Here is a 20257-nt window from a genome sequence, read left to right as displayed (position 1 = left end):
AGTCCTTCACCGCCACGGTGACGGACGACAAGGGCGCGACGGCGACCGAGACGGTGAGCATCACCATCACCGGCACCAATGATGCGCCGACGATTGTGGCGACTCCGACTGGCGCGGTGACGGAAGACAGCCCCGCGGGCGCGACCGAGACCGCCTCCGGCACGATCAGCTTTGCGGACGTGGACGTGGCAGACAGCCACACTTTGAGTGCGAGCTTCCTGTCGTCGACCAATGCGGGCGGCATCAAACTCGGTTCGCTCGTTGCCACTGAGACGTTGGACACGTCCGGTGGCACCGGTGGGACCGGGATGTGGAACTACAGCGTCAACAATTCCGCGATCCAGTTCCTGGCTGCCGGCCAGACGATCCAGGAGACCTACCAGGTCACGGTTACGGATAATCACGGCGGTTCGACCAGCCAGAATGTCGTCATCACCATCACCGGCACCAACGACGCGCCGGTCATCGATCTCAATGGGCCGTCGCCAGGGCCAACTACCTTGAACTACACCGCCGGATCGGCGGCCACGGCCATCGCCCCAACTGCGACGATCGCGGACATTGACTCGGCCAATTTCGGCGGAGGCTCGCTGACCGTCGCAATCACGGCAAGTTCAGCAGCGGATCAATTAACGATCCAGAATCAGGTCCCGGGGGCCGGCCAGATCACCGTCAGCGGTAGCAATGTGAGTTATGGCGGCGTGTTCATTGGCACGTTCACCGGCGGAGCAAACGGAACCAACCTCGTCATCACCTTCAACGCCAGTGCCACGCAAGTCGCGGCACAGGCCTTGGTGGATCACATTCTCTATTCCAACGCGGTCAGCCCCACCACTACCAAGACGGTGACGTACACTCTGGTGGACGGCGACGGCATAGCCAACGGCGGCACAGACACCGGCTCAGCCACGGCGACGATCAACGTAGCGGGCAGCGATGTCACGCCTCCGAGTGTTTCGATCAGTCACGCACTGAACCCAAGCCAGCAGCAGGCCACCTTCACTGTCCACGCAACAGATGCGAGCGGGATTCAAAGCGTTCAACTGTATGACAGCGTAGGCGCCGCCGCGCCCGTTCTCATTTACACGATGACCGCCGCAGAACTGGCAGCTGGATCTGCGAGCGGCAACTATGTCCATACCTTTGATGACGGCGTGGCTCCGTTCCTGGTCAGCTCCTCTGTTCATCATGTAAGTGCAGTGGTTACCGACAATAGCTCGGCACATAATTCTGCCACAGCGACGGATGGGACAACGTTCAGGACCGACGGCGGCAATGGGAACAGCACCAAATTCTCTGCTCCCGCCGGCATCGCCGGCGAGCCGATCAACCTTGCGCTGACCGATCCGTCGGACGGCCGATCCGTCACCGTCACCGTCAAGGATGTGCCCTCCGACTGGACCATCGACGGCGCGTCGCAGAATGCCGACGGGTCCTGGACAGTGCAGTCCAATGCCGTCCACGAACTGACCGTCACCACGCCGGGCGACTTCGCGGGCGCCGCGGTGCTCGACATCCACCTGACCTGGACCAACGCCGACGGCACGACCGGCAGTGCTTCGATCGCCGACAACGTCGAGGCCTATGCACCCGGTTCGCCTATCTTCGCCTGGTCGGGCGACGACGTGCTCACTGGCTCCGGCGGCAACGATCTGTTCGTGTTCTCGCAGCCGATCGGCAACGATACCGTGCACAGCTTCGACGCGGCGGCCGACCAGATCGATCTCGTCGGTTTCTCCGGCTTCCAGAGCTTTGCCGACGTCCAGGCGCATACCGCCGACGACGCCAACGGCAATGCGGTGATCACGCTGGGCGACGGGCAGTCGATCACGCTCGACGGCGTGCATTCGTCAGCGCTCGGGGCCGGCAATTTCGCCTTCGACCAGACGCCTGTGGTGAACAATACGGGCACCATGACAATCGGCGACGGCGCGCTGCTGCCGCTGAGCGGCACCGTCAACAACAGCGGCCTCATCTCGCTGGACTCGACCGGCAGTGAAACGCTGCTGCAGGTCATCCAGCATGGCGTGACGCTGCAGGGCGGCGGGCAGATCGATCTGTCCGACAGTGCCTTCAACATCATCTCCGGCACCGGTCCGGACGTCACGCTGGTCAATGTCGACAACACGATCTCGGGCGCCGGCCAGCTGGGCGATGGCATGCTCAGCCTCGACAACAGGGGCACCATCATCGCCTCCGGCACCAATGCGCTCGTTATCGACACCGGCGGCAGCGTCGTGGCCAATTCCGGCACGCTGGAAGCGACCGGCTCGGGCGGCTTGGTCGTCGCCGGCGGGGTTGCGAATTCCGGCATGCTGTTGGCCAATGGCGGCAACATCACCATCCACGGCGCGGTCACCGGCGAGGGCGATGCCACGATCGGCAACCTGTCGAAGCTGGAATTCGGCGGCGCTTCATCGACGGATGTCACCTTCGCGCATGACGCGGCCGGCACGCTGGAACTGGACGACTCATTCGACTACAGCGGGCGTATCGGCGGCATCACCAACGACGACAAACTGGACCTCAACGATATCTCGTTCGGCGCCGGTACAACGGTCGCCTATCACGCGAGCCAGGATGGCAGCGGCGGCACGTTGACTGTTTCGGACGGCGCGCACAATGCCGCGCTGCATCTGCTCGGCACCTATGATGCGAACGGCTTCAAGCTCGCCGATGATGGCGAGGGCCATACCGTCATCACCTACAATCCGGAGTTCACGCTGACTGGCGTGGCCGCCGGGACGAGCGAATTCGTGTGAGCTAAAAATGGTGGGCCGCCTTCCGAGGCGGCTCACCACGTAAACGTCTAACCTGACGCGTATCGAGTGGGGTTTGGAATTGAACGGAAAGCCTAGAATTGTGAGGGAAGCGCTTCGCGCCTGCCGCCGCTATTTCCTCTTTGCGGCGGCATTCAGCCTGGCCATCAATCTGCTCTACCTCGCATCCCCGCTCTACATGCTGCAGATCTACGACCGGGTGGTCACCAGCGGCAGCGAGACCACACTGGTGATGCTGACGCTGGTTTTGCTTGCGGCTTTCCTGGCACTTGCCGGCCTCGATCTCGTACGGGCTGCCATCCTGACGCGGGCCAGCGCGCGGCTCGACCGGCTGCTTTCGGCCAAGATCCTCGCAGCCTCCGTCGAAACCCCGTCGCTGGGCACCTCGCAAAGCCAGCCGATCCGGGATTTCGACACGTTCCGGCAGGTGATCACCGGCAGCGGCGTCCATGCCCTGTTCGACCTGCCATGGTCGCCGATTTACATCGGCATCATCTTCCTCCTGCATCCCTGGCTCGGCTTCTTTGCGCTCGGCTCATCGCTGCTTCTCGTCACCATGGCAGTGCTCAACGAATACATCGTGCGGGTGCCGCTGAAGCAAGCCAACGACCTTGCCACCGCCAATTACAATTTCACCGAAATGAGCCTGAGAAACGCCGAAGTCGTCCGCGCCATGGGCATGATCGACGGCCTTGTCCGCCGCTGGGGCCGCGACCGCGGCCTGGCGCTCCGGCAGCAGGGACAGGCCAGCGACCGGGCAGCGCTGATGTCCGGGCTGATCCGCTTCATGCGCCTCACCATGCAGTCGCTGATCCTCGGCCTCGGCGCCTATCTGGTCATCGAGCGGCAGATCACCGGCGGCTCGATGTTCGCGGCGAGCCTTCTTCTGGGCAGGGGGTTGCAACCGGTCGAGCAGATCGTCGGTCTCTGGCGCAGCCTGATACTCGCGCGGGCCGCGCTTGGCAGGGTCGAGAAGCTGCTCGACGGCGGCGCACAGGGCGAGCGCTCGTTCAACCTGCCCAACCCGACGGGCAAGATCGCGGTCGAGCAACTCAGCTACGCCATCCCCAGCCTGCAGAAGCTGCTGCTGCGCGATGTGTCGTTCAGGCTCGATGCCGGCGAGGCGCTTGGCATCGTCGGCCCTTCCGGCGCCGGCAAGTCGACGCTCGCGCGCCATCTCGCCGGCATTATGCAGCCGAGCCGCGGCACCGTCAGGCTGGACGGCGCCGATCTGACGCAATGGGGACGCGAGGCGCTCGGCGACCATATCGGCTACCTGCCGCAGGACATCGAGCTGTTTGCCGACACCGTCGCCGCCAACATCGGCCGCTTCAAGACCGATGTCGACCGCGAAGTGATCGAGGCAGCGCGGCTGGCCGGCGTACATGAGATGATCATCCGCCTGCCGCAAGGCTACGAGACGCAGATCGGGGAGGGCGGCGCGGTGCTGTCCGGCGGCTACCGGCAGCGCATCGCGCTTGCCCGCGCCGTATTCGGCATGCCGAACCTCATCGTGCTCGACGAACCGAGCTCCAATCTTGATGCCGACGGTGACCGCGCGCTCGCCGAGTGCGCGCTCGAGCTCAAGCGCCGCGGCAGCACGGTCATCATTGTCTCGCACCGGCCATCGACTTTGGCCAATGTCGACAAGATCCTGCTTCTGCGGGATGGCGCGGTCGAAGCCTTCGGCATGAGGAACGAGATCGTGGCGCTGCTCAACCAGCGCGCAGCACCCATGGCGGTGGCAACCCAATGACCGAGATTGCCGCCACCTATCGCAGCTTGTCCAGCGCCGAAGGTGCAGACGCCAACCCGGATTCGATTCGAGGACCGGTCTGGGTCGGCGTGCTCATCATTGTTGCCTTCTTCGGGGTGTTCGGCGGCTGGGCGGCGATCGCGCCGCTCAATGGCGCGGTGCTTGCCGACGCGATTGTGAAGGTCGAGGGCAACCGCAAGAGCGTCCAGCATTTCGACGGCGGCACGGTGAAGGAAGTCCGGGTCAAGGACGGCGACATCGTCAAAACAGGCGATGTGGTGGTAGTGCTCGACGACACCCGCGCTCGTTCCGAATTCAACCTCTATTCCCAGCAATATGCGCTGCTGCGCGCTACCGATGCCCGCATCCGTGCGGAGCTCGAGGGCCATGAGGCTGTAGCCTTCCCGAAGGACATCACCGCCGAGCACCAGGCTTATCTGAAGGACGCCATGGCCAACCAGATTGCCGACCTCGAGAGCCAGCGTGCCTCGATGGCCGGCGCCAGGCAGATCCTGCAGAAACGGATCGCCGAACTCGACGAGCAGATCGACGGCAAGCAGGCGCGCGTCGAGTCTTTTCGTGCCCAGCTCAAGTCGACCATCGACGAAAAAATAGGCCTCAACAAGCTTCTGAAGGCCGGGCTGACAACGCGCACGCGTATTCTGGAACTCGACCGCTCCGCCTCTGATTTGCAGGGCCTCATCGACCAGGCCCTCGGGGAGATCGCGGGAAACCGCCAGAGCAAGGCCGAGCTCGAAAGCCAGATTGCGCAGCTCACCAATGAGCGACGCGCAAAGCTCTCGGCCATGCTGATCGACACCCAGTCGAGCCTCGCCGATCTGGTGCCGAAGATGTTCGCCGCGCAAGCCACAGTGGACCGCGCCGAGGTGCACGCGCCCTATGACGGCCAGGTGATGGACCTCACCGTCTTCTCGACCGGCGCGATCGTCGCCCCTGGCCAGACCATCCTCGATATCGTGCCAACCAAAAATTCGCTCATCGTCCAGGCACAGGTCAAGGTCGAGGACATATCCAGCCTGCGCGCCGACATGACGGCCGAGGTCCGCTTCACTTCCTACAAGCAGCGCACCACACCAGTCATCCACGGCCGCGTCACCCGCATCTCGGCGGACCGCGTCACCGATCCAAAGACCGGCTTTCCCTATTATGTCGCCGACATCGCGGTGGATCAGCAGGAACTCGCCGCCGCTCCGCAGATCCAGCTCTATCCAGGCATGCCGGCCTCAGTGATGATTGTGACCGAGGAACGCACCGCACTGGATTACATCCTTGGCCCGCTGTCGACCTCGCTGCATACCGCCTTCCGGCAGAAGTAGGGGCTGCAAATAAGTTTGCGACCATTTCACCAAGCTGCATGCAGCACTTCCGCGACAAACGAACACCTGCCGTTTCGCAGGTCCCGGCAGGTGTTCGTCTTGCAATCGCGACTGACGATGAAGGGCCTCATGCCCGTCAGTCTGAGATGCCTAATGGGATAGCAGGCTATATGTTTCAGCTTAGGGACCAATGCGCGGCAACGTCGGACTTCGGTCGCAATTGCGAGGCTGGTCGTCTGAATCGCTTGGCAGCCCGATCACGGCGAGCGCCGGGTGCTCGTGTAGCCCGCCAATTCGCCAAAATCGCGCCTGCGCGTCGCTTTACAGGAGCGTCCATGTGCCGTCGCCTGCGGGAATTTGATCTGCCTCGCGAGCTCGTCGACCACGACCAGCGGCCTGCTGAAGACGCTTCCCAATCAAGGCGCCGTAAGAAAAGTCTCGATTTCATTCTGGGTGTCAGGATAACCAGCATCACCTCACCTGGTCGGGCGCGATCAGGGCGTTAGGCTTGCTGTCGCATCGTATTCATCTTCGGTCGGCCCTTCATCGTCGGCAAGCTGGCGTCGCCCCAGCCTTCTAGCGCGAACATTCACGGCAACCAGTTCGGCTGCTATCCCAACTGAGGCAAGGACCGCTTCCGCCGCGCTCGCTCCTTGGTGATGCGTAGTTTGATAGCTCGTGTTGTTGACGAGGGAGGGTAAATACCGTCGCCAGAACCTTTACTCGCGTTCGTGGTACCCGCGCAAAGCGAAGCATAAAGGCCAGTTGCTACACCGGCCTAGATGCGATCAGCCCGGCGTTGCTCTGCTTGGCGTGCCGCCAGCCGGACCGGAACGGACTTGGCAGCGGGAACGTGCGCCTTCTCGGCCCGATGCCACAATGGAATCAGGGGGTTGAGTTCGGGATAATAGCCGGCACAGTTTCCGGCCGGGATCGAATAGGGCGTCACCCTTAGCCCGCGAACGCGCCGCTCGACACCATCGTCTGCGGCCGTTTCCAGGTCGACTTCGTCGCCTTCGGACAGTCCGAACCTTGCAATGTCCCGCTCGTTCATCAGCAGCACCATCCGGGTTCCGTTGATGCCGCGCAGGCGGTCGCGGTAGCCGTACACCGTCGTGTTGAACTGGTCGTTCGAGCGGATCGTTATCAATGTCAGCACGTCCGGCTTGGAGACATTGATATCGGGATCGGTTTCCAGCATCGTCGGCGGCTTGAAATTGGCCTTCTTGTTCGATGTCTCCCACACGCGTTTGGATGCTTTGATGTCGCGATGGAAGCCGCCGGGCGTAAGGAAGCGATTGTTGAAGTCCTTGAAATGAGCAGGGTAGCAGCGCTCGATTTCGTCCCTGATCCGCGAGTAGTCCGCAACCCAGTCGTCCCAGGGTACAGAGCTGCGGTCCGCCACGGTTGCTTTCGCCAGTTCCGCCACGATCTTCGGCTCGGAAAGCAGATGCGGTCCGGCCGGCTGGCGATAGCCGAAGGAGCCGTGAATACACGCGGTTGAGTCCTCCATCGAGACATGCTGCTCGCCGCTTGCCTGAACATCCTTTTCAATCCGCGACAGGCAGGGCAGCAGATAGGTAACTGCTCCACACAGGAGATGGCTGCGGTTGAGTTTCGTCGCGATCTCGACATGGAGCCTGAGGTGTCGCCATGCCTCTTCGACCAGCCCTGTTTCGGGCACGGCGCGAACGAAATTGCCGCCAAGCCCGATAAAGGCTTTGACCGAGCCGTCGATCACGCTTTCGCACGTCTCGACCGTATCACGGCCTTTCTCGCGCGGCGGTTCGAAATGGTAGAACTCGGCAAGCTTGTCGAGCGGAACGAGCTCAGGCTTTTCCGAGATTCCGACTGTGCGCTGGCCCTGGACATTGGAGTGGCCGCGCAAGGGCGACACGCCAGCGCCGGGTTTGCCGATGTTCCCACGCATGAGCAGCAGATTGCACAGCATATGGACGTTTTCCGTGCCGTGCCGGTGCTGCGTCAGGCCCATGCCGTAGTTCCCGATGACCGCCGTGGCCTTTGAATAGATCTCGCCGACATGCTCCAGATCGGCGCGCGTGATGCCGGATCGCTCGACGATCTTGTCCCAAGGCGTGCGGCGCAGATAGGTCTCGAATTCATCGAAGCCATGCGTGTGCTCGGCAATGAACGCGGTGTCGAGGACGCGCTGAGCGCCAGCCTGCAACGCGGCATCGTCCAGCGCCAGCACGGCCTTGGCGATGCCCGTCATGGCGGCGATGTCGCCGCCGCCGCGGACCTGGTAGAAGTCGCTGGACATCTTGGTCCCGGGGCCGGGCGATAGCATTTCGACCGGGCTTTGCGGGTTCTTGAAGCGTTTGAGCCCTCGCTCCGGCAGCGGATTGAAGGTTATGACGGGTACGCCGCGCTGGCGCGCCTCTTCAATCGGATGCAGCAGCCGCGGCGCGGTCACGCCGGTGTTGTGTCCGAAAAAGAACATCATGTCGCAATGATTGAAATCCTCGAGTTGGACGGTCCCCACCGGCGAACCGATGGATTCCGGCAACCCGACGGATGTCGATTCGTGGCACATGTTGGAAGAGTCCGGCAGATTGCTCGAACCATAGATCCGAGCAAAAAGCTGGTACATGAACGAGGCTTCGAGCGAGGCGCGGCCGGAAGTGTAGAACACCACCGATTTTGGGTCGAGCTTTCTCAGTTCGTCGCCGATATCGCGGAACGCTGTTTCCCACGAGACCGGCTCGTATTTGTCGGTGACTTCATTGTAGCGCATCGGTTCGACAAGCCGGCCTTGTTTCTCGAGATCATGGTCCGGCCAGTCGAGCAACGCGTTGACCGGGTGCATGGCAAAGAACTCCGGGCCGCAGCGGTGCTTGGTCTGGTCCCAGATCGTCGCTTTGGCGCCATTTTCACAAAACTCGAATGGACGCGGATCGGCGGGCTTCGCCCATGAGCATGAAACGCACATGTAGCCGTCGGATTTGTTCTGGCGCATCAGCGTGCTCCAGATGCCCGAGGCAAGAAGACCCTCGCTGGCTGCCTTGCGTATTAGCGACTTCAGCGACCCCCAGCCGCCGGTTGGACGCTTGTACGGATGGATGTCGACGTGGTCGGTGACGGAGGGCTTCATCGCGATGCTCTAAGCAGTTGGAGTTGCTATCCAACCCGCGATTCCGGACCTTGTTCCCTGGTTCCACCTCGTTTCCGCCGGGTTACGGTTTGGTGAGCGGCAAGGGGCACAGCGTTTCGCAGCGACTGGTCGCCCGGGGGTGGCGCGAAGAAGATGAAGCTGCAGCCGGGAGCTCGAAGAGCAAGAAGCGGCTACATCTCACTCGTTCCGGCCAAACAGTTTTTTTGTGCCCTTGGAACATTGGCGAAGGAATTCAGTTTGGTATCGATGCATATGCCTCCGCGTGGTGTCTGTTGAAGATCGGTGGGCAACACCTGATCGGCCCGCGCCCATGCCCTCAAGGGCGCGGGCTTGCGCGTCGCTCGGTACTGCAGCGAAGGCCTGAGGATTGGTATTCGAACGGCGAACGGGAGTGAGTCATGAAGTACCAGACACTCGATCAACTGCAATCAGTCGCGGACATCAATCCGCTAACGCCAACTCCGCTCGCGACAAGGGCACAACGGATAGAGCGGTGGGCGCAACTGCTCGACAGAAATCCGACGCGCTGTCTTGCCGCGCTTACCGGCACAGAGCATCTGCACCCCTCTGTCCGTGCAGAAGCACGAGCGGCGGGATCGGCGATCACCGTCGCCTTCGACGATCCACTGCTGCGTGCATCGGGCATGCAATCGGACTCCTACGGCGAAGCCAAACGCTTCTTCGAACTCTCCGATTGGCAATTGCATGAGATCGTGTGCAGTTGCCATACCGGCGCCACGATGCAGGCCGGCTGGGCCGCTGGACGTGTCCGCAGGATCATCAACGGAAGCAAGATATTAGCTTGGTTGAGAAAAGGATTCATGGCGCACTGAATATAGCGCTTGCCCCGATTATCCGGACTGCGAAATTGCTTAGGCTGCGCGACCAAGGGCTGAAAATCAATGTAGCAGGCCGGCCGAGTTTCTTGCCGAGTTTGTTGCGACCCGTTTCAGGATGGAGTTCAGCCGTTGCTCGGTGGAAATGCCGACAGGACGATCACGTCGCGAATGGCTAGCTCCAGCGTCATTTCGATCAGCCGGTCTCCAGCCCTGGCCTCCGGAAGCATGAGGCGCGCGCCCGCCAGCCAGGGGCTTATATAGAGGACTAAGAAGGGCTGGACCGCTTACGCGCGGTCGGCCTGCAACATAAGGCCCGCCAGATCGGCGGGCCAATTTTCGTGGCGACCTTAGGCAGAGGCCTACTTGTTGCAGTTCTGCGTGTTGGACGTCGTGGTGCCACTCGCTGTGTTGTTGTCGGTATCGTTGCTGGCTGCATCCTTGCAGCGGTCGTTCATCCCATTCGAATTGGTCGTGCTGTTGGTGGCGTTCGGATCGACGGTGCCGTTGTTGGTGCCTCCTGCGGCGCCGCCGTTGCCGGCTCCTGTCGACGTGCCGGTGCCTGTGGTTGCGCCGCTCCCGGTATTGCCGCTGCCGGTCCCGGAGCCGGACTGTGCCATGGCCGAGCCTGTCAAAGCCAGCGCGAGAACCGATGCCGTGAGAAGTTTGATCATTGAAGTCTCCTAGATTGATCGCCTGATTGCGATACGACCCAAACCTCCAGACGTTTGAGATGTTCCCAATCGCCAGGCGTTCCAAACAGATTTCGCGATCGCCGGAATCGTCGTTGAGAATGCGGGTCAGATCCAAGCCCTATCGGGGTGGATATCTCTATGAGCTTGTGAACTGCATTCCGATGATGGCGAGCATGGCGCGTGATCGAGTTTGGCATCGCAGGCGCCCGGGCCGGACCTTGCGAGAAAAACGGCCGGCGGAACAATCCCGGCCTTAATAGGTTTGGGCTGCCAGGTAGCCAACAGCCTAAGCGTTCGAAGCTCGAACCGGGCGCTGCAACCGAGGTCGCCAATGCAAGCACCTTCCTTTTGCGAGACATCGCTGCTGCGCATCGGCTATTTGACCGACGGCCCGAAGGACGGCCCCCCGGTCCTCCTTCTCCATGGTTGGCCTGACGATGCAACGACGTTCGCGGACGTCGCGTCTTTCCTGCACGCTGCCGGCTTTCGCACCTTCTCGCCGTGGCTGCGAGGGTTCGGGCCGACGACCTTCCTTTCGGATAAAACGACCCGTTCAGGCGAGATCGCCGCGATGGCGCAGGACGCGCTTGATTTTGCCGACGCGCTCAGCCTTGAGCGATTTGCCGTGGTGGGCCACGATTGGGGCGCACGCATCGCCTATCTGCTCGCCTCGGTCCATCCAGAGCGCCTCGTATGCTGTGCAGCGATGTCACTCGGCTGGCAGCCCGGCAAACTGTCGACACCGCCTTTGGAACAGGTGAAGGCATTCTGGTACCAGTGGTTCATGGCCACGAAACGCGGCGAGGAGAGCGTTCGACAAAACGGTCGCGCCTTTACCCGCTTCCAATGGGACAATTGGAGCCCTCCCGGCTGGTTCGACGACGAACTTTTCGATCGAGTGGCCAAGTCCTTTGAAAATCCCGACTGGGCGGACGTTACGCTGCATTCCTATCGCGTGCGGTGGGGCGAGGCCGACCCTGATCCGCGTTACGCTGAACTGGCGCGCAAGCAGACAGAGGCCCAAAACATTGCGGTACCGACCTTTCTGCTACACGGCGAGAGCGACCGCGTCGTGCCGGCCAAATCATCGGAGGGCAAGGAGCGCTATTTCAGAGCTGGCTATGAGCGGCAGTTGCTGCCCGGCGTCGGACACTTCCCGACGCGCGAGGCGCCGGAGCAAGTGCGCCAGGCGCTCGGAAAATTTCTAAATGCGTTCGCAGGACGCAACAGCATTCAAAACGGCCCTCAATAATTTCCTGAGGTCGGCTCGGCTTTGCCTGCAAACGCTCCAATGAATCCGGCCGGAACATTCCTCCATGTCGAAGGTTCGGAACCATCCTGACGGAGATGCGAATGCCCAGGAAAGCCAGCCGGACCGACGAGCAGCCAACTGCTGCCATCCACGATCAGAAGCTGGTCCGCGGCCACGGCGGCGAGCTGCATCAGATTGCCGATGGCAAGACCGAGGGTGGTTTCCCTTTACGAAGCCCTCGACGAGCACATGGAGATGCAGACCTATCGCGGTCCGAATACGGTTGAAATTCAAAGCCATTGCGACGCCTAAGGGAACCATCGCCAATCCTCATGGTTAGCGATGGAATCCGATTGATCGCGCAGGACGGCGATCACACCCGGCCAATGACTCATAGGAGACAACGATGCACAGCATTCGCATTCATGAATTTGGCGGTCCCGATGTGCTGAAACTCGAGGAGCAGCCGGTGCCGGAGCCAAAGGCCGACGAAGTCTTGATCCGTGTCCACGCGGCGAGCGTCAACCCTGTCGACTACAAGATGCGCAATGGCGGCTACGTGCCGCCGGACCAACTTCCGCTCACGCTCGGTCGGGATATTTCCGGCGTCGTCGAAGGCGTCGGTTCAAATGTGCGGGAGTTCCAGGCCAGCGATGCCGTCTATGCGATGTTGCCGCGCGACCGTGGTGGCTACGCGGAGTTCGTCGCCGTGGGTGTCGCCGGATGCGCGGCCAAGCCCCGGCAGCTCGATCATGTCCATGCCGCCGCCGTCCCATTGGCGGCGATCACGGCCTGGCAAGGCATCTTCGATCATGGCGGGCTGGTCGATGGTCAGAGTATCTTGATCCATGGCGCTGCGGGCGGCGTCGGGCACTTCGCGGTGCAGCTGGCCAAGGCGCATGGCGCTACGGTCTATGCCACCTGCTCCAATGACGATATCGACTTCGTTCGCGGCCTCGGCGCTGACGAAGCGATCGACTACAAGAACCAGCGTTTCGAAGAGATCGCCAACGACATCGACATTGTTTTCGACCTCATTGCCGGTGAGACGCAGGACCGCTCATGGTCGGTGCTGAGAGACGGCGGGATCATCGTCTCGACTTTGAAGGAGCCGTCAAAGGAGAAGGCGGCCAGGCACAACGCACGCGGGGTTCACTACATGGCCGAGCCGAACAGCGATCAGCTTGCGGAGATCGGCCGTCTGATCGATGCCGGTCGAGTGCGCGTGGAGGTTGGTAGCGTCTTCCCGCTCGCCGACGCGGCAGCGGCAGAGCGCATGCTTGAAAACGAGCATGTGCGCGGGAAAATCGTGTTGGACGTTGCGGCGTAAGGCTGACCTCTGAGCGGTGCCGATATGTCAGACTTGACGAGCTATTCGTGAAGTGAATCCCAAAACCGCAACGTCGTCGCAACAATCGCTTCCGGCGCGTCTTCCTGCATCAAGTGCTTGGCATTTGGTACCGGCGTAAATGGCGCATCGGACATGCGCCGGGCTAACTCTCGTCCGTCTGCGATTGGTATCCATTCGTCGTTTTCGCCCCACAGGATTGTCACCGGGCAGCGCATCTCGCCGTATCGCCATTCAACGTCCTGACTGTACTTGTCGTCCATCTGGGCAATCTGCCGCCAGAACGCTCTTTGCCCTTCGCCGCCAAGCCAGGGCTCGAGGTAGAGTTGCATCTCGTCGTCTCGCAGTGTGTTCCCGACCGCGGCGCCGATATACGCCCGCAGCATCGCCTCGTGGATATAGGCCGGTAAGGCCGCAAACACCTCTTCATGCCCTTTGGCCGCCTGCACCAAGGGCGAGCCTTGAGGGCTGATCGCAACCGGATCGATCAAGACGAGCGAGCGATATTCCAAGCCATTCAGAAGGTGCCCACGTAAGGCGTTCGACCCGCCGAAGTCGTGGGCCACGACATCGGGACGATGAAGACCCTGTTTGATCCCGGACTTTGATGGGGCATCCTTATCCTCCGAATCGAGGGATGCACTATGGGCCAGGTTCTTCATGGGAGCGCCACGACGACAGAGGCGGTCCGTCGAGCGATACAACATAGTCAAGAGAGCCTGAGGGCGCTCGCCAAACGGTACGGGATCAACCAGAAGACTGTCGCCAAATGGCGGGAGCGGACTTCGGTGACCGATCTGCCGACCGGTCCGAGAGAGCCGAGATCGACGGTTCTGTCTGTCGAGGAAGAGGCCGTCATCGTCGCCTTCCGCCGGTATACGCTGCTGCCGCTAGACGATTGCCTCTATGCCTTGCAGCCGACGATCCCGCACCTGACGCGTTCGTCATTGCATCGTTGCCTGCAGCGCCACGGCATCGGTCGCTTGTCGGACGTAGAGGGCGACAAGCCGGCGAAGAAGAAATTCAAAAGCTATCCGATCGGCTACTTCCACATCGACGTCGCTGAGGTGCGCACCGAACAGGGCAAGTTGCACATGTTCGTCGCCATTGACCGAACCTCGAAGTTCGCCTTCGTTGAGCTGCATGAGAAGGCCACCACCGCCGTCTCAAGAGACTTCCTGCTGCGCCTGATCGCGGCCGTCCCCTACAAGATCCACACCGTGCTCACCGACGACGGCATCCAGTTCACGACGCCCGGCGCCGGTGGGTCGGCCGTGCCATTAATCAAAGAGGCCATCGCAAACGGCGAACGCTTCTGGGCCCATGCGTTCGAATACGCGTGCGCCACGAACGACATCGAGCACCGGACGACCAAGGCAAGGCACCCGTGGACCAACGGCCAGGTCGAGAGGATGAACCGGACCATTAAGGATGCGACCGTCAAGCGCTTCTACTATGAGAGCCACGACCAGCTCCGCCAGCACCTTGCCGACTTCATCTCGGCCTACAACTTCGGTCGCAGGCTCAAGACTCTCAAAGGCCTCACACCCTATGAGTCGATCTGCAAGGCTTGGGCCGATCAGCCCGAACGCTTCAAGCGTGATCCGCTCCAGCAAATGCCGGGACTAAACATCTAGGGCCAACTGTATGGCGTCGCGGGAGCATACGGAGCGGTACGGGAAGATCTCTGATTTTGGCCCACGAAAAACTCAACAAAATCAACCATCGCCCTCCGGGCCCACCAAAACGACTGCTTTGGAGTCGTGTGCAGCGCATCGACAAACCTGTGCGATTGCAGGTTTTGTGAACATTGGAAATCAGAACAGGCTCCAAAAACAAACCGGCCTTCACATTGCTAGGTGGATGTCAGGTTGATCGTTTCCTGAAAATGGTCGACTGCCGGAGAGAGCCCAACTTCACATCACGGGCGCCTATCGCGAAGGTAAGCAACTCACATCAGCCACCGATGGCTTGTGCACCCGGGATCGCAACCTCACAGCGACGAGCCCGTGCTGGTGATGTCGACAAAGATAGCGGCGGCCCGGCATCCTCGTTGGGATCAAGGTGAATACCGGGCCTAACCGGCAGGCGGTTTGTGAGCGACCGGGCCGCCGGCTGGGAGCTTTATGCGCTTCTGCTGATGTAACCGAAGCATGCAAATGAAGGACGGTCGAGTTCACCGCAAATGCCGAGCGCCCCTGGATCATGAGGGCTTCGACATGCCCAACCGGCGGCAGTAAAAACCATGGCCATGGCCGATAAATCAATCAGCTAGTCCGCTATCGCGTTTTTCGAGAACCTCCCGCATGGTCGTCAACAAACTGCCAACTTCCTCGCTGATTTCCTCGGGTTGAATTCCCGCCCTGATGGCATCCATGGTTGCCTGCTGAGCGAGCTTTGCCGCAAAAGCGGGATCGGACGCCGAGTGATGTGGAAGATTGTCTTCCATCCATTTGTGCAGGAAATCGATTCCACGGGCGCTCATGGGAAAACCAATGTCCATCGGACATTTTCGTTCCGCGTCCGATGTTCACCATCTCGCGATGGCTACCCGCGTCTCAAGTCACAAGGAATGACGATGCAGTCAGCGACAGGTGCGGAGCCAGGGTCGCAAACTGGATCTGATGTGCGCCACCGACCCCGTCGCTATCGAATGAAAGCGCTCCAGTCGAACTGTTGTAGATGACGTGGTCGGCATTGTGGTGTGCGCCAGTGCCGGTATGGAAAGCGCTTACCGGCAGAGCTCCCGACTGAAGCCCAGCGAACACTGCGTGGTCGAGCAGGATCTTGTCGTGAGTGGCGTTGAAGTCGGTAATCCTGGCGACATTGTTGGCGCTAAGAGTGGCGCTGAAAACGAAAACGTCGTTGCCTCCGTGCCCCGTCAAGACATCCCTGCCGCCGTCGCCACTGATGACGTTATTGCCGGCATTGCCCTGGATGGTTTGCGCGAAACTGTTGCCGGTCAGATCGATCGGGCTTTTGCCGGACGGATTCGTGGTGGCGAAATGCTCGATTTCCGACCCAGCCGAAAGCGCATAGCTCACCGATGCCAACACCGAATCGTTGCCACCGCCGGCTAGTTCCACCACTTTGTCGCCAGGGTTGTTGACATAGTAGGTGTCGTTGTAGCCGCGACCAATCATGGTGTCTGCGCCGATGGTTCCATGAAACACGTCCGCACCGCCAGTTCCGTAAAAGACGTGATCGCTGGACGGAGGTACGTTGCTGGGCAGGGGCAGGTTGGCGGTGCTATTGTTATGTTGAAGGAAGAGGGCCTGGAGCGCGGGGGAGTTTCCAAGCGGCGTATCGCCTTGCTGGGAACCCCAAGCATACGCGTAGTCGAATGCGGGTGATGGCACCAGCTTGGCCCAATGGTCCAACATGGTCTGTTCCTGAGCGGCACTGGGAAGCACATATTTGCCGCCTGTATCGGTCGTAAAATCTCCCCCTCCGAAAGTTTGATAAACCGGAACGATCTGGCTAAGTGGAACGCCCGAAGCGACGGCAGCAGTTACTGTTCTGTCGATCATGTTGTAGTCGACAGCGCTTATTCCGGTGCGTACAGGATAGGGATCCAGCCCAAAGTAGTCGATATGGGTGTTGGCAGGATTGAACGTGTTCGAAAAATCCGGATTCGCGGACGATCCCATGTTCATCATGGTGATGAAGGTTTTGGCGCCTGGCAAATTGGAGTGAATCCAGTCGGATTCCGCCTTCAGGTTGGCAGCCGTGGCGTAAGTCCCCCATTTCCCCGTCGGATCCGGTTCGTCAACAAGGAAGAACCCGAATACCTTCGGATTACCGATGAAGGGTGTGACTTTCTGGACGAAGGACGTCGAGGCCCCGTTGACCTCGTCGAGCCAGACCAGACCTTTCATACCGGCCGGAAGCGCGTTGAGCTGGTCCACGGATGAGACGTCAGCCAGATTGAACCCGGCGGTTGCTATATCTGTGCCAGATCCACCCGATGAATAATGGAGAGTTGTCATGCGCGTCCCTGCGTCTGAGTCGGCACCCCCGTCTCTGGCTAGTCGAAGCGTATATTAGGCACAAATCAAGTAGCGGGACGCTCTGATAAAATGGTTGATCATCGAAAATAGGTGACATGAAATATGGCGTACTCGGTAATTTCTGAATGTATATATTTTCTGATTTAATGAAAATGGCCTTCAAATCAACGTATTTATAAATTAATTCTGCTCATGTTTTCTATTCGAATATATATTTTAGTGCGAATTAGATTAGAATTATATTCTAAATAGAAGACATACCGCACGTAAATCACTAGGTAAGTCAATTTTGACGCTGTCGTGCAGGATCGCGCTCTTGCCAAATTTGCTGTGGATATCCAGGAGACAATACGCAAATCATCCCCGGTTTCTCATCATCCGCATGGCCTTTGGGTGAGCAAGAACGGTGAGCACTCGTACCAGGCGGGGGTGCGACTATCTGCTTTTGCCTGCATGGCCGCCTATTCCAGCCGACGTCGCTTCATTCAAACAGACGAGGACAGCGGGAAGGCCTGCCCGTAGCGTCGGCCTGGGGTCGTGCGCAAAGGGCAATGAAGCCGGACGATGAGAATAGATACAGAACAATCATTCCACGCGATCGGACCATTGCCGGCATCCAGGAGCGACGGGATGAGGCCGCACCTGGTTTGCGTTGGAGGAGAGGATCATCGCCTCAGAATTCCTTTCCTGCTTGCGCTGCGCGAAAGGGGCTTCCGCGTCACTGCGGTTTCGAGCGATGATGGAGTGGCCTTTTCGCCCCACGGTATTCCTCATCGCCGATTGACTTTTGACCGCTTCGGGAGCGGCCGCGCAGAGTGGGACGCTTTGTGCGCCATGCGCAGATTGCTGACCGAAATCCAACCTGACATCGTTCAGAGTTTCGACACCAAACCGAACTTGTTGACACCGCTGGCGGCCTGCGGGCGGGTTCCGGTGATCCGAACGATCAACGGCCTTGGCTGGACGTTTTCCTCGCTGCAGCTGAGGGCCTTGGCCCTGCGTCCGATTTTTTGCTGTCTTCAGGGGCTGGCCTCGTTGTGGACAGCTGCAACGGTTTTCCAAAACGTGGAAGACCAGCATTTCTTCCAGCGCTATCGACTGGTCGAACGGGGCAAAAGCCGACTGATCCGCAGTTCCGGAATCGACGCGGACGCGTTTGCAACGACGGTGCGTCGGGGCGTTTCATCGACGGCGCTGCGTGAAGAACTCGGGCTTCAGGCGGCCGAGGTCGTGATCTTTGTCGGTCGGCTCACCCGGCACAAGGGCATACGGACTCTCCTCGAAGCCATCCCTCTCATCCTTCGCGACAGACCCAACGCTCGCTTTGTGCTTGTCGGCCCCCGAGAATCCGAAGGGCCATTTGCTATAGAGCAGGCCGATATCGACCGACATATTCCACATGTAGTCGCTTTGGGGCCGAGGCGGGACGTTCCATCGCTCCTTGCTATGGCTGACGTGTTCGCCTTCCCCACCCAGTATCGCGAAGGTGTTCCGCGCGTCCTGCTGGAGGCCGGCCTGGCTGGATTGCCGATCGTGGCGTCGAGGATGCCCGGCTGCAACGACGTGGTTGAAAACGGGTGGAACGGCTATCTCGTCCCGCCGCGCGATCCACGCGCCCTCGCATCAGGAATTATCGAGGTGCTGTCCGATCGCGCCAGCGCAAAACGCATGGGAGAACGTTCGATCGAATATGTGCGCAGGCAATTTGCATTGTCGGGCGTGGTCGACCAGTACTGCGATCTCTACAAAAATATCCTAAAGGGCCAAACTCCGGACGGTCGTTCACCATCGGCGCCGCCCTTCTTTGGCGCGCAGCATGAGGCGAACCGACGGCTGGATGAGGCGCGGCAATGATCCGCGACGCATTATTGGCCTGTGGCCTCGTGATGGCTTATGCGACGCAACTCGCCGTTCCGGGATTGCCGATCGGCTATACCGAATTGTTCCTCACGCTCTGGATCATGCTGTCGATCGGACGAGTCCTCGCCGGCGGTCGCCTGGAGGTTTCATCGGCGCTGGCCCGGTTCGCCGCTTTCTGGCTGATCTTGGCGCTAACTTTAGCGTTAGGTGCGATTGTCGGCTACGTGACGAAGGTCCTTTTGCTGGACCCTGTGTTGCACGACACTTTCGCCTACATGCTGTTGGTCGGGATCACTTGCCTGAGCGTTGCCGAGCCGGATGCTGATCGGCGCTTGCGCCGCATTGGCTGGTTGGTGATCGCAATGGCGAATGCCGGCTTTGCCTGGCAGGTGGGGCTGGCGTGGGGGTGGGTTCGTCAGCCCGGTGTCGATCCATGGTACTGGGATCGCTTCTGTGGCTGGTCCGACAATCCAAACCAGCTTGCGCTTTATTGCGCGGTCATCGGACCCCTGGCCCTTCACCTTGTAACGACCAGTGCCAATCGTTGGGCGAAATTTCTCGGGCTCTGCAGCCTGATTCCGACCTTTTATCTTGGAAGGCTCACAAAGAGCGACACCTATCTCTACGCAACCATCCTGACCGGGCTGATCTTCCTCGGTCTACGATTTCGGACCTGGCTGAGCGCCGGTCCTGAAAGGTCCAGACTTTCCAGGCAAATGAACCTGCTGTTGGTAATCGGCTGCCTGCCGCTCGCGATATCCATGACGCCTTACGCCCTGACGGAAGTCAGCAGTGCCGAAGCGTTCGCCAAGAGCCTGACAAAGGACAAGGGCGGGGAGGCGACGGCGGAAACCGCCGCACTTCGCCTGTATCTGTGGGACGAGGCGTTCGATAAAGGCGTGCGATCGGGATCGCTGGGCCTTGGCCCAGGTCCGCATCTCGAACGTCCCCCGATCACCGATCTGCAGTTCCTGCCGCGGCCTTTCGAGGCCCACAGCACGATCCTCGATCTATACACCCAAGGTGGGCTGATCGCAGTTGTGGCTTTGGCGTGGATCGTTGGCTCGGCCACCATGTCCGCATGGCGAGCGAAGCTGGACGCCCTCCTGGCGCTCGTTGCGTCGATTGTCGTCTTCGGGATTCCGCATCTTATCATTCGACATCCGATTGTGTGGTTTTCGCTGGCTATCTGCCTTGTCGCCGGCACTCCACGGGTGATTCCGGCGACTGTTCGCCAGTGGGAGCATTAG

14 protein-coding genes are annotated in these 20257 nt (G+C 60.4%); 9 read left to right on the top strand and 5 right to left on the bottom strand.

Annotated features, from left to right (window positions below; genetic code table 11):
* From AB6802_RS15670 to AB6802_RS15660, 3 genes are all read left to right on the top strand, one after another.
* Window positions 1-2762: beta strand repeat-containing protein (locus tag AB6802_RS15670; RefSeq protein WP_371011038.1), on the top strand; the 2762-nt coding region annotated here is incomplete at its 5' end.
* Between the two features lie 79 nt (window positions 2763-2841).
* A complete protein-coding gene (locus tag AB6802_RS15665) occupies window positions 2842-4536 on the top strand; it encodes a type I secretion system permease/ATPase (RefSeq protein WP_371011037.1) in 1695 nt (564 codons plus the stop codon).
* A complete protein-coding gene (locus AB6802_RS15660) occupies window positions 4533-5873 on the top strand; it encodes an HlyD family type I secretion periplasmic adaptor subunit (protein WP_371011036.1) in 1341 nt (446 codons plus the stop codon). The genes AB6802_RS15665 and AB6802_RS15660 overlap by 4 nt, the downstream gene beginning before the upstream one ends.
* A gap of 778 nt (window positions 5874-6651) precedes the next feature.
* Here AB6802_RS15660 and AB6802_RS15655 read toward each other — a convergent pair.
* A complete protein-coding gene (locus AB6802_RS15655; RefSeq protein ID WP_371011035.1) occupies window positions 6652-8985 on the bottom strand; it encodes an FdhF/YdeP family oxidoreductase in 2334 nt (777 codons plus the stop codon).
* A 419-nt stretch (window positions 8986-9404) separates the two neighbouring features.
* On the opposite strand from AB6802_RS15655, the gene AB6802_RS15650 reads away from it, so the two are divergent.
* Window positions 9405-9839 carry a hypothetical protein gene (locus AB6802_RS15650; RefSeq protein WP_371011034.1) on the top strand — a complete coding sequence of 145 codons (435 nt, stop codon included), beginning with the start codon at window positions 9405-9407 and terminating at the stop codon, window positions 9837-9839.
* A 365-nt stretch (window positions 9840-10204) separates the two neighbouring features.
* Here AB6802_RS15650 and AB6802_RS15645 read toward each other — a convergent pair whose 3' ends face one another.
* Complete coding sequence (locus tag AB6802_RS15645) at window positions 10205-10516, bottom strand: hypothetical protein (RefSeq protein ID WP_371011033.1); 312 nt, start codon at window positions 10514-10516, stop codon at window positions 10205-10207.
* A gap of 352 nt (window positions 10517-10868) precedes the next feature.
* On the opposite strand from AB6802_RS15645, the gene AB6802_RS15640 reads away from it, so the two are divergent.
* Both AB6802_RS15640 and AB6802_RS15635 read left to right on the top strand, forming a co-directional pair.
* On the top strand, window positions 10869-11789 hold the full coding sequence (locus AB6802_RS15640; RefSeq protein ID WP_371011032.1) for an alpha/beta fold hydrolase: 921 nt from the start codon (window positions 10869-10871) through the stop codon (window positions 11787-11789).
* Between the two features lie 406 nt (window positions 11790-12195).
* On the top strand, window positions 12196-13119 hold the full coding sequence (locus AB6802_RS15635; protein WP_371011031.1) for an NADP-dependent oxidoreductase: 924 nt from the start codon (window positions 12196-12198) through the stop codon (window positions 13117-13119).
* A gap of 41 nt (window positions 13120-13160) precedes the next feature.
* Here the strand turns inward: AB6802_RS15635 and AB6802_RS15630 are convergent, their stop codons facing one another.
* Window positions 13161-13799: an alpha/beta fold hydrolase gene (locus AB6802_RS15630; protein WP_371011030.1), complete on the bottom strand. Its 639-nt coding sequence runs from the start codon at window positions 13797-13799 to the stop codon at window positions 13161-13163.
* Between AB6802_RS15630 and AB6802_RS15625 the strand changes: the two genes are divergently transcribed.
* The gene (locus AB6802_RS15625; protein WP_371011029.1) at window positions 13782-14774 is read left to right on the top strand and encodes an IS481 family transposase; all 993 of its coding nucleotides are present in this window, start codon (window positions 13782-13784) and stop codon (window positions 14772-14774) included. The genes AB6802_RS15630 and AB6802_RS15625 overlap by 18 nt on opposite strands.
* A 626-nt stretch (window positions 14775-15400) precedes the next feature.
* On the opposite strand, the gene AB6802_RS15620 is transcribed toward AB6802_RS15625, so the two are convergent.
* On the bottom strand, window positions 15401-15640 hold the full coding sequence (locus tag AB6802_RS15620) for a hypothetical protein (RefSeq protein ID WP_371011028.1): 240 nt from the start codon (window positions 15638-15640) through the stop codon (window positions 15401-15403).
* Between the two features lie 55 nt (window positions 15641-15695).
* Window positions 15696-17126, bottom strand: coding sequence for a calcium-binding protein (locus AB6802_RS15615; RefSeq protein WP_371011027.1), 1431 nt, complete (start codon window positions 17124-17126; stop codon window positions 15696-15698).
* A 651-nt stretch (window positions 17127-17777) separates the two neighbouring features.
* On the opposite strand from AB6802_RS15615, the gene AB6802_RS15610 reads away from it, so the two are divergent.
* Window positions 17778-19001 (top strand): glycosyltransferase family 4 protein, encoded by a 1224-nt coding sequence (locus AB6802_RS15610; RefSeq protein ID WP_371011026.1) that lies wholly within the window; start codon window positions 17778-17780, stop codon window positions 18999-19001.
* Entirely contained in the window at window positions 18998-20257 is a 1260-nt protein-coding gene (locus tag AB6802_RS15605; protein ID WP_371011025.1) for an O-antigen ligase family protein, read from the top strand. The genes AB6802_RS15610 and AB6802_RS15605 overlap by 4 nt, the downstream gene beginning before the upstream one ends.

This window comes from Mesorhizobium sp. RCC_202 (assembly GCF_041355295.1).
Taxonomy (GTDB): Bacteria; Pseudomonadota; Alphaproteobacteria; order Rhizobiales; family Rhizobiaceae; genus Mesorhizobium.
Note: the sequence above shows the minus strand (reverse complement) of the source record. Positions and strands in the feature narration are given on the sequence as shown.